Source organism: Synechococcus sp. MU1651 (genome assembly GCF_023630635.1).
Lineage (GTDB): Bacteria > Cyanobacteriota > Cyanobacteriia > PCC-6307 > Cyanobiaceae > Parasynechococcus.
On the sequence record NZ_JAKUHJ010000001.1, the window covers coordinates 17321 to 26340 of the forward strand.

General features: G+C 61.0%; 13 protein-coding genes and 1 tRNA gene. 9 read left to right on the forward strand and 5 right to left on the reverse strand.

All coding sequences use genetic code 11. The features are described from left to right. Positions 1 to 2 precede the first annotated feature (2 nt). Positions 3 to 74, reverse strand: a tRNA-Lys gene (locus NCN05_RS00115). Between the two features lie 79 nt (positions 75 to 153). Here NCN05_RS00115 and NCN05_RS00120 point away from each other — a divergent pair. From NCN05_RS00120 to NCN05_RS00150, 7 genes are all read left to right on the forward strand, one after another. Then, entirely contained in the window at positions 154 to 666 is a 513-nt protein-coding gene (locus tag NCN05_RS00120) for a gamma carbonic anhydrase family protein (protein WP_250396512.1), read from the forward strand. A gap of 193 nt (positions 667 to 859) precedes the next feature. Continuing rightward, positions 860 to 982, forward strand: coding sequence for a photosystem II protein Y (locus NCN05_RS00125; protein ID WP_025362202.1), 123 nt, complete (start codon positions 860 to 862; stop codon positions 980 to 982). A 47-nt stretch (positions 983 to 1029) separates the two neighbouring features. Continuing rightward, positions 1030 to 2400, forward strand: coding sequence for an FADH(2)-oxidizing methylenetetrahydrofolate--tRNA-(uracil(54)-C(5))-methyltransferase TrmFO (gene trmFO, locus NCN05_RS00130; RefSeq protein WP_250396513.1), 1371 nt, complete (start codon positions 1030 to 1032; stop codon positions 2398 to 2400). Next, the gene (locus NCN05_RS00135; RefSeq protein ID WP_250396514.1) at positions 2397 to 3362 is read left to right on the forward strand and encodes a cation transporter; all 966 of its coding nucleotides are present in this window, start codon (positions 2397 to 2399) and stop codon (positions 3360 to 3362) included. The genes trmFO and NCN05_RS00135 overlap by 4 nt, the downstream gene beginning before the upstream one ends. 24 nt (positions 3363 to 3386) lie before the next feature. Beyond that, positions 3387 to 4943, forward strand: coding sequence for a carotenoid isomerase (crtH, locus tag NCN05_RS00140; RefSeq protein ID WP_250396515.1), 1557 nt, complete (start codon positions 3387 to 3389; stop codon positions 4941 to 4943). A gap of 35 nt (positions 4944 to 4978) precedes the next feature. Continuing rightward, entirely contained in the window at positions 4979 to 5263 is a 285-nt protein-coding gene (locus NCN05_RS00145) for a hypothetical protein (RefSeq protein WP_115010170.1), read from the forward strand. Continuing rightward, positions 5260 to 5814, forward strand: a complete 555-nt coding sequence (locus tag NCN05_RS00150) for a hypothetical protein (protein ID WP_115010169.1) — start codon at positions 5260 to 5262, stop codon at positions 5812 to 5814. Before NCN05_RS00145 ends, NCN05_RS00150 begins: the two co-directional genes overlap by 4 nt. On the opposite strand, the gene NCN05_RS00155 is transcribed toward NCN05_RS00150, so the two are convergent. Next, complete coding sequence (locus NCN05_RS00155) at positions 5786 to 6469, reverse strand: hypothetical protein (RefSeq protein ID WP_250396516.1); 684 nt, start codon at positions 6467 to 6469, stop codon at positions 5786 to 5788. The genes NCN05_RS00150 and NCN05_RS00155 overlap by 29 nt on opposite strands. A gap of 582 nt (positions 6470 to 7051) precedes the next feature. Between NCN05_RS00155 and NCN05_RS00160 the strand changes: the two genes are divergently transcribed. Then, complete coding sequence (locus tag NCN05_RS00160; RefSeq protein WP_170950645.1) at positions 7052 to 7207, forward strand: hypothetical protein; 156 nt, start codon at positions 7052 to 7054, stop codon at positions 7205 to 7207. Between the two features lie 100 nt (positions 7208 to 7307). Here the strand turns inward: NCN05_RS00160 and NCN05_RS00165 are convergent, their stop codons facing one another. Then, on the reverse strand, positions 7308 to 8075 hold the full coding sequence (locus NCN05_RS00165; protein ID WP_186540678.1) for a response regulator transcription factor: 768 nt from the start codon (positions 8073 to 8075) through the stop codon (positions 7308 to 7310). A 74-nt stretch (positions 8076 to 8149) separates the two neighbouring features. Here NCN05_RS00165 and NCN05_RS00170 point away from each other — a divergent pair, with 74 nt between their 5' ends. Next, complete coding sequence (locus tag NCN05_RS00170; RefSeq protein WP_115082587.1) at positions 8150 to 8422, forward strand: DUF6761 family protein; 273 nt, start codon at positions 8150 to 8152, stop codon at positions 8420 to 8422. 1 nt (position 8423) lies between these two features. Here NCN05_RS00170 and grxD read toward each other — a convergent pair whose 3' ends face one another. Continuing rightward, the gene (grxD, locus tag NCN05_RS00175) at positions 8424 to 8747 is read right to left on the reverse strand and encodes a Grx4 family monothiol glutaredoxin (protein WP_006851683.1); all 324 of its coding nucleotides are present in this window, start codon (positions 8745 to 8747) and stop codon (positions 8424 to 8426) included. A gap of 19 nt (positions 8748 to 8766) precedes the next feature. Continuing rightward, positions 8767 to 9015: a BolA family protein gene (locus NCN05_RS00180; protein ID WP_114987834.1), complete on the reverse strand. Its 249-nt coding sequence runs from the start codon at positions 9013 to 9015 to the stop codon at positions 8767 to 8769. Between the last annotated feature and the right edge of the window lie 5 nt (positions 9016 to 9020).

Consider the following 9020-nt stretch of genomic DNA (forward strand, 5'->3'; position numbering starts at 1 on the left):
TATGGGTCGCCTGAGATTCGAACTCAGGACCAGCCGGTTAAAAGCCGGATGCTCTACCGCTGAGCTAGCGACCCGTGCCCGCTTGGGCATGCCATTTCGGCACCAAATGAGGTTATCACTCAGGTCGCCGGGGAGACTGGTGGCTGCTGAACCATGGCCATGACTGGCTCCAAGCCCTGGCCCGATCCCCAGATCGATGCCAACGCCTGGGTTTCTGAATCCGCCGTTGTGATTGGCAATGTGCAGATGGCAGCGGGCAGCAGCCTCTGGCCCACGGCCGTTGCGCGCGGAGATCTCGAGCAGATCAGCATCGGAGCGGGCAGCAATGTTCAAGACGGTGCCGTGCTCCATGGCGATCCGGGACAGCCGGTTCGCCTCGGTGCCGACGTCACCGTGGGGCACAGGGCCGTCATCCACGGCGCCACGCTCGAGGATGGATGCCTGGTGGGCATTGGGGCCATCGTTCTCAATGGCGTCACCGTCGGTGCAGGCTCCCTGGTGGCTGCTGGTTCTGTTGTCACCAAGGATGTGCCTCCCGGAACCCTAGTGATGGGTGCGCCAGCGGCGGTGAAGCGGGAGTTGTCGCCTGAGGCGATTCATGAACAGCGCTGCCATGCCCGGCGTTACGCGCAATTGGCGGCATCCCACGCCCAGATCAGCCCTTGAATGCACTCCTCCGATTGCTGCGAATTCGATCAGCTTTCAAGGAAGGTCGTGGGATCAACGGAGAAGTCCGTAAGATCGGCGACACAGATTTCCGTTTTCAAGAATGGTCCGAGTTGCCATCGGTCTGGTCCTCATCCTGGTGATCGTCGGTTACTCGGCCTTCAGCGTGATCACCACGGGCCAGGTTCTGGGTATCGATGCCCGCCTGTTCCTGGTGGTTGCACCGATCCTGGCCGCCGTCAGCTGGGCTGCTTTCAACATCGGCCGTGCGGCTGTGGGTCAACTTCAGCTGATGCTTAAGCGCAGCCGCGCCTGATCCAGGCAAGCGAGCTTCGTAGGCTGAAGGCTGCTTGATGCAGCCGGTTGTCTCAATCTCCCCATGTCACCGTCCTTGGTGCCGGTCTGGCCGGCACTGAGGCTGCCTGGCAGATCGCCCGAGCAGGAGTTGCGGTCACCCTGGTGGAGATGCGTCCGATTCGACGCTCCCCTGCGCACCACAGCAGTGATTTCGCTGAATTGGTGTGCAGCAATAGCTTTGGCGCTCTGAGCAGCGACCGTGCCGCTGGCTTGCTGCAGGAGGAACTGCGCAGGCTTGGCTCTTTGGTGATCGGCACGGCCGACACCCATGCCGTGCCGGCCGGCGGAGCCTTGGCCGTGGATCGCGGTCGCTACAGCGCTGCCCTCACTGAAGCTCTCGACCAGCATCCTCTGGTCACGATCGAACGGCGTGAGCAGCAGGCTCTACCGCCGGAGGATGCGATCACCGTTTTGGCGACGGGGCCGCTCACGAGTGAACCGTTGGCGGAGGATCTGCGCCATTTCACCGGCCGTGCCGACTGCCACTTCTTTGATGCGGCCAGTCCGATCGTGCATGGGGACAGCATCGATCTGTCGGTGGCCTTCCGCGCCAGCCGCTACGACAAGGGGGATGCCGACTACATCAACTGTCCGATGGACAAGGAGCAGTACCTGGCGTTCCGCCAGGCCCTGCTGGAGGCGGAACAGGCGGAACTCAAAGACTTCGACAAGAACGAAGCCACCTTCTTTGAAGGCTGCCTGCCGATTGAGGAGTTGGCGCGTCGTGGTGAAGACACCATGCGTTATGGCCCCCTGAAGCCGATCGGGCTCTGGGATCCCCGTTGGGGCGATGTGAACGATCGCGATGTGCGCCGGGCCAAGCGCGCCTACGCGGTGGTGCAGCTTCGGCAGGAAGACAAGGACGGGCGCCTCTGGAATCTGGTGGGTTTCCAGACGAATCTCAAATGGGGTGAGCAGAAGCGAGTTCTGCAGATGATTCCCGGGCTGGGCCAGGCGGAATTCGTGCGTTTCGGGGTGATGCACCGCAACACCTTCCTGGAGTCGCCGCAGCTGCTGCAGCCCACGCTGCAGTTCCGCCAGCGCCCCAACCTTTTGGCGGCAGGCCAGATCACCGGCACCGAGGGCTATGCCGCCGCCGTGGCCGGTGGCTGGTTGGCCGGCACCAATGCGGCCCGGCTGGCCCTGGGCCTGGAGCCCATTGATTTGCCGGCCACCTGCATGAGTGGAGCCCTCACCCATTTCGTCAGCGAAGCACCAACGGCCAAGTTCCAGCCGATGCCCCCCAACTTCGGTTTGTTGCCGGAGCTGCCGGAACGCATTCGCGACAAGCGAGCGCGCTATGGCGCCTACCGCGATCGTGCCCTGCAGGACTTGGAGCCGATGCGGGCCCTCCAACCCCAGACCGTGACGGCATGACAACCCCTGCGGAGGCTCGCCGGATCGAACAGCGCTCCCTGCGCTTCGGGGTTGGAGCCAACGCAGTGATGGCCCTGGCTGGGTTTTCCGCCCATGTGCTCACCGGATCCTCGGCCCTGCTGTTGGACGGCCTTTATTCCGCCGTGTTGGTGGGGTCGTCCTTGATTGCCAGTCGCATCAGCCGCAACGTGGTGCGGCCACCGGATCGAGCCTGGCCCTATGGCTACGAAGGGCAGGAAGCCTTGTACGTACTGTTTCGCTCCCTGGTGCTGCTCGGGGTGATCGGGTTTGGCCTCGGCAGCGCTTGCTCCACCTTGATCGATTGGTGGCGGGGTACCAGCATTGCGCCGTTGCATCTGGAGCCGGTGGCCCTCTACACCGCTTTGATGACGGCACTGTGTGGATTGCTGGCCTGGCGGCACCGCCGCGATTGGCGCCGTACGGGTCGGGTGTCGCTGCTGCTGCTCACAGAGGCCCGCAATGCTCGGATCGATGCGGTGATCACCCTGGCCACTGGTCTGGCCTTGCTGGCGTCGCCGCTGCTCTTGGCAACGCCTTTGTCTGCCCTTGCGCCGATCACCGATGCCCTGCTGGTGCTGGCGGTGAGCCTGGCCTTGCTGCGCGAACCGCTGGCGGCGCTGCGGGATGCCATGGCTCAGGCCGCGGGCTGTGCCGCCGACCCGGATGTGCTTCAGCGCACGCGACTGGTGTTGATGCAGGAGCTGGTGGGGCTTCAGCTGCAGATGATGGATTTCACGGTGCAGCAGCTGGGCCGCACGGCCTTTGTCGTGGTCTACATCAATCCGCTGCAGCCTATGGAAAGTCGGGTGATTGATGGCCTGCGCCATCACATCGATGCCCGCTGCAGTGCTGAACTGGGACGCCCGGTGCGTTCAGAGGTGATCCTCACGGTGAGGCCGCCGATTCACCGCCAGGATCCAAGGCCGCAGACGGCCCCTTAGCGTCACCCCCAAAGAAGCGATGCCATGAGTGAGAACCAGCAGTGGGATGCCGTTGTGATCGGTTCCGGCATCGGTGGTTTGGTCACCGCCAGTCAGTTGGCGGCCAAGGGAGCCAAGACCCTCGTCTTGGAGCGGTATCTGATCCCGGGTGGCAGTGGCGGTGCCTTCAAGCGTGAGGGCTACACCTTTGATGTGGGTGCCTCGATGATCTTCGGCTTCGGCAAGAAGGGTTTCACCAACCTGCTCACCCGGGCCCTTGCCGATGTGGGGGAGCACTGCGACACCATCCCCGACCCCGCCCAGCTCGAGTACCACATGCCCGGTGGACTGCGCATCGCCGTGGATCGCGACTACGAGCAGTTCATCGCCGATCTCACGGCGCGGTTTCCCCATGAGGCGAAGGGGATCCGCCGCTTCTACGACACCTGCTGGCAGGTGTTCAATTGCCTCGATGCCATGCCGCTTCTCTCGCTGGAGGATCCGGCCTACCTCACCAAGGTGTTCTTCAAGGCACCACTGGCTTGTCTGGGGCTGGCCCGCTGGCTGCCGTTCAACGTCGGTGTGGTGGCCCGCGAACACATCAAGGATGAGCAGCTGCTCAAGTTCATCGACATCGAGTGTTTTTGCTGGTCGGTGATGCCGGCGGATCGCACGCCGATGATCAATGCCGGCATGGTGTTTTCCGATCGGCATGCGGGCGGGATCAACTACCCCAAGGGAGGCGTCGGCGTGATCGCCGAAAAGCTGGTGAAGGGATTGGAACGTCACGGCGGCGCCATCCGCTACAAGGCCCGAGTCACCGAGGTGTTGATCGAGAACGATCAGGCGGTTGGCGTGAAGCTGGCCGATGGAGAGGTCATCCGCGCCAATCGTGTGATCTCCAACGCCACCCGCTGGGACACCTTCTCCGGAGCGGGTGATGAGCAGCGCCGCTCCGGACAATCCCTGGTGGATGCCGCCCACACGCCGGGCAAAGAGCAGTTCTGGCGCAAGCGTTATGTGCCTTCACCCTCGTTTCTGTCGCTGCATCTGGGGGTTCGGGCTGACCTGATTCCGGCTGGCACCCACTGCCATCACCTCCTGCTCGAAGACTGGAACCGGATGGAGGACGAGCAGGGGGTGATCTTCGTGTCGATGCCCTCGCTGCTGGATCCGGATCTAGCCCCGGCTGGGCATCACATTGTTCACACCTTCACGCCCTCATCGATGGAGGCCTGGCAGGGACTGACCCCCAGCCAGTACCGCGAGAAAAAGGAGGCGGATGCTGCACGGTTGATCCAGCGCCTGGAGGCGATCCTTCCCGGCCTCGCCGATGCCATCACCCACAAGGAAATCGGCACGCCCCGCAGTCACCGGCGTTTTCTGGGTCGCTTTCAGGGCAGCTACGGCCCGATTCCGGCGATGCAATTGCCGGGACTGCTGCCGATGCCGTTCAACCGCACGGGCCTGAAAAACCTCTATTGCGTGGGTGATTCCTGTTTCCCCGGCCAGGGCCTCAACGCTGTGGCCTTCAGTGGGTTTGCCTGTGCCCATCGGGTTGGGGCCGACCTGGGCCTCAATCCCTGGGCGCTGCCGGCCTGATCTTCTTCCTAGCGTGATCGTCCATAGGAGTTGGGATGCCGCCTGAGTTTCAGCCGTCGTCGGACGATCTGGCCCGCTACCTCGAGCAGAGGGGCGAGCTGACCAAGCCCTGGAATTTGCAGATGCTGCGGCTCAAGAAGCTCAAGGAAGCCAAGGACTCGATGGATCCTCAGCTGTACCTCGAGAAGGTGCAGGAGGCCCATGCCGATCTGATGCGGCTCGGTCAGTTCTGGAAGGGGCGTGAACAGGAGGTGTTTGGTGGCACCTACCAACCGTCTGAACTGATCGAACCGCTGCCCGGTTCTCCAGACGACCGATGAACGGCATCGAACGTTTCGGGTTATCGCCCCTGATCCGCTTCACCCTGCTCAGCCTGTATGGGGCCTTGGTGCTGCCCTTGCCATTGCTGGCCCCTGCGGAGTCGCGCTGGCTGATGGTGGCAGGGCTGCTGCTGGGCTTGGTGTTGGTGATCGGTCTGTTGAGTGAACGGGTGGAGACCGATGCCGAAGGCATTCAGGTGCGTTACCCCGCCTGGATCCGCTGGTTGCTGCGGCGCGGCTGGTCCATGCGTTGGCAGGACATTCGGGCCCTGGTTCCCGTTGGCACCAGTCAGGGGGGAACGGTGTATTACGTGAAGGCAGTTGATCTGCGCCACCAGCTCCTACCGCAACGCATTGAGCGCTTCGATCGATTCCTGGAGCTGCTGGCCGCCAACACCCCTGTGTCGACAAAGGGCATCGGACGTCTGACGCCGCCCTGGACGTATCAGCTCTTGGCTGGATTGGCCGTGCTCATGATCGCCGGCGAACTGGTCACGTCTCTGGCGCTGGCCCAGGGCTGGATCAGTTTGCCGGCGGGTTATCCAGGCTGATTAGAGCTGGTTCATCAACACTCCACCCCGTCAGGGCTGACTGGGTGAGTGTTTTGTTGTGAGATTGATAGTGATTGAGTTTATTCATTCGATCAACCTTTGCTCGCAACTCAGCAAGTTCTTGAAGCACATCAGTGTCATCTGGTCCTGATGATCGAGAGTTGGCTCGGCTGTCATCGCCTCCATCACCCTTCAAGCCTTTGAACATCAAGCCACCACCAATACCAATCATCGCCATGTAGACCCCTAGCTGCCAAAGAGTGGTTTGCATAAACGACATCCTGACGCTGTTGAGAACACCAAGAAGAAGTGTAGATAGGGAGGCCCAGATCAAAAGCTTTGACCACCTGGCATAAACACCTACGAACGCCATGCAAAGGCCAATTCCAAGTGGGAGTAATAACAATCCCATCCCAGGGCTTCCCCACGGGAATGCAAATCCAGCACCCCAACCTCGACCATAGCCTGATCTGACAGCGCTACCGATTGCCATAGGTGCTCTTACCATTACTTGGTTTGACAACAGGAATACGCCTGCAGCAAAGAAACATCCGCCGATAATGAATTGAATGAAGTCGGATAGTGGATTGGATTGTTTCATTGTTTTGGTGTTGATTTGCAAACTTCTCGGGAGATAGTTGGCGGCAAGAAGCACTCCCTTCTTTCCCTTGACGGGTCTTTGTATGGCTTTCAGCCTGTTTCAGAGACGCCCTCGGCAGGCATCAGGGTTCCCGACGCCATCGTTCAGGCATCAGCAATCCACTTGTATGTGGTCGATTGTGAGCTTTGGAAGCATGGTGTTCTCCTCTCTGAACACAGCATCTCCGTTCCTGTCTCAGAAAAACTCCCCTATTTGAGGGATTTGTTCACCAGCGCAGCTCCCCCATTCCAGGGACGTCATCCCACCAGCCACTCCCAATCCGGACGTGAAACGCTGTCTCGCTTCAGACCGGTATTGCCGCTTCGATCTCCCAGCCGTCGTTGAGCAGCTCTTCGGCCCGTTTCGAAGCCTCTTCCGAGGCAACATCGATGAGGAGAAATCTCTCTCCCTGGTTGCAATACAGCCTGGTTAATCCGATCACGGCGGGGGCTCCCGGGTGTCGACAGCGCCATGTTGACCCGGCTGCGCTGATCAAGCAATGAAGACGCTCCCGCAAACAACTCTTGATTTTGTCCAGATGTCTGGCGTTGCCATGGAGCGCTCAGACGTTGAAATCGATGTAGTGGTTCCGATCGGATGACAACCGAACTCACCAACCTCCCCTGCGGAACGGTTCAGCTCAAAGTCTGTGCGAATCACCTCTGTGAATTGGGTTGGGTGACATCGCACCATCTGGTTCCGACCAAAGAGGCCCAGCTGAAGCAGGCCCTGCGTCATCACAAGACGAATTGAGGTCTCTTCAAGGAACTTGAGCACAAAGGTTGCTTCGGGTTGGCGTTGATTGGCCATGACCCCAGAACTCCAGTCGCTGACTGGAATGAATTCACTTGATTCAGCTGGACGGCAGATTGTCGAGGCTGAAGCGATAGCCCCGCTGACGCACGGTGGTGATTCCACCGCCCTCGCCAAGACCGGCCTGCTCCAGCTTGCGGCGCAGGGTCAGCACCTGAGTGTCCACCGAACGGGGGCCACCGCTGAAGGGAGGCCAGGCCATTCGCAGCAGTTCCTGCCGGCTGCGCACCAGCCCAGGCGGCATCAACAGCGCACAAAGCAGGGCAAATTCGCGGGGGCTGAGCTCCACCGGCTGCTCCCGCAGCGTCACCTGACGGAGGAGCAGATGCACCTCCAGCGGACCAACGGTGACCCGCTCCTGCAGGCCGCTGTGCCCCCGCTTGAGCAGGGTGCGGCAGCGGGCGGCGAGTTCCTCGAGGCCAAAGGGTTTGCGCAGCACATCGTCTGCACCGTCATCCAGCAGGCCCACCACCGGTTCGGCTCCGGCCCGTGCAGTCAGCACAATCACCGGGCAACGCAGCTGCTCCGCTAAACGCAGGGCGGAGCTGCGCTCCAGCAGTTCTGCACTCACCAGGAGATCGGGTGACTGTTCCTGACAGACCTCCAAAGCTTCAGCGGCACTGGCCACTGCTGCGGTGAGATGACCGTCCTGACGCAGTCGCTGCACCAGCACCGTGCGCAGGGTGGGGTGCGGTTCGACGACCAACACTCGCGAAGGTTCCTGACCGGTGCTTGCGCTTGGCATCACCACCGGATCGGTGCTGGCTGCAGACGCTTCCGCCGTGAGGTCGTGGGGAGTGGAGGTCACTGGATCGGCCCGGGCGCGCCTACGCTAAGCCGAAATTCCTGGCAGGCTGGTAGCAGGGGCTGCTGTTGTATCTCATGACATCACTCGACGACCCTGAAGCCATCCGCCATTTCCAATCGCTCTGCGATGCCTGCCAGGAGCTGACGACGAGATATCACACCCCGTCGGAGCTTCGGCTGTATTCCGACGGCTACCTGCATGCATTGCGGAAGTCAGGCTCGCTTGACCCCCGCTCTCAGCATCGTCTCGAGCAATTGATCGATCGCTGGATCCTGGATCCCTCCAGCTTCATTGGCCCTGACGGGGATGTGAGCACCTTGTATATGCGCCATCCCCAGGGCTATTGAGTTAACTGGCGAGAGCGATCTCCAGCTTTTCGCGAAGTTCTCCGGAGTTGTACATCTCGATCAGGATGTCGGAGCCGCCGATGAATTCCCCTTTCACATACACCTGGGGGATGGTGGGCCAGCTGGAAAATTCTTTGATTCCCTGACGAATCTCTGGATCAGAGAGAACGTCAAATGTCTCGAATGCCACACCGAGGGAGTGCAGGATCTGCACCACATTGTTTGAGAATCCGCACTGGGGCATCAGCTTGGAGCCCTTCATGAACACGAAGATCGGGCTGGAAGCGACCAGAGTTTCGATGCGAGCTTTGGTGGAGGGGTCCATCGTTGAGCGTGAGTTGGCGTTAAGCGGACGCAGCGTCCGAAGGGGTTGAGGTGTTGAGGGCGAGGGCGTGAATCGCTTCGCTGGCCAATTCCTGCTGCAGCGCGCCGTACACCATTTGATGCTGACGGATGCGTGAAAGGCCAGCAAAAGCAGACGACACCACCGTCACTTGGAGGTGATCACCGCCACCGGTGAGGTCTTCAACGGTGACGTTGGCGTCGGGAATGACCTGTTGGATCGCGGCTTCAACGGCATCCGGCTGCACCATGGCGG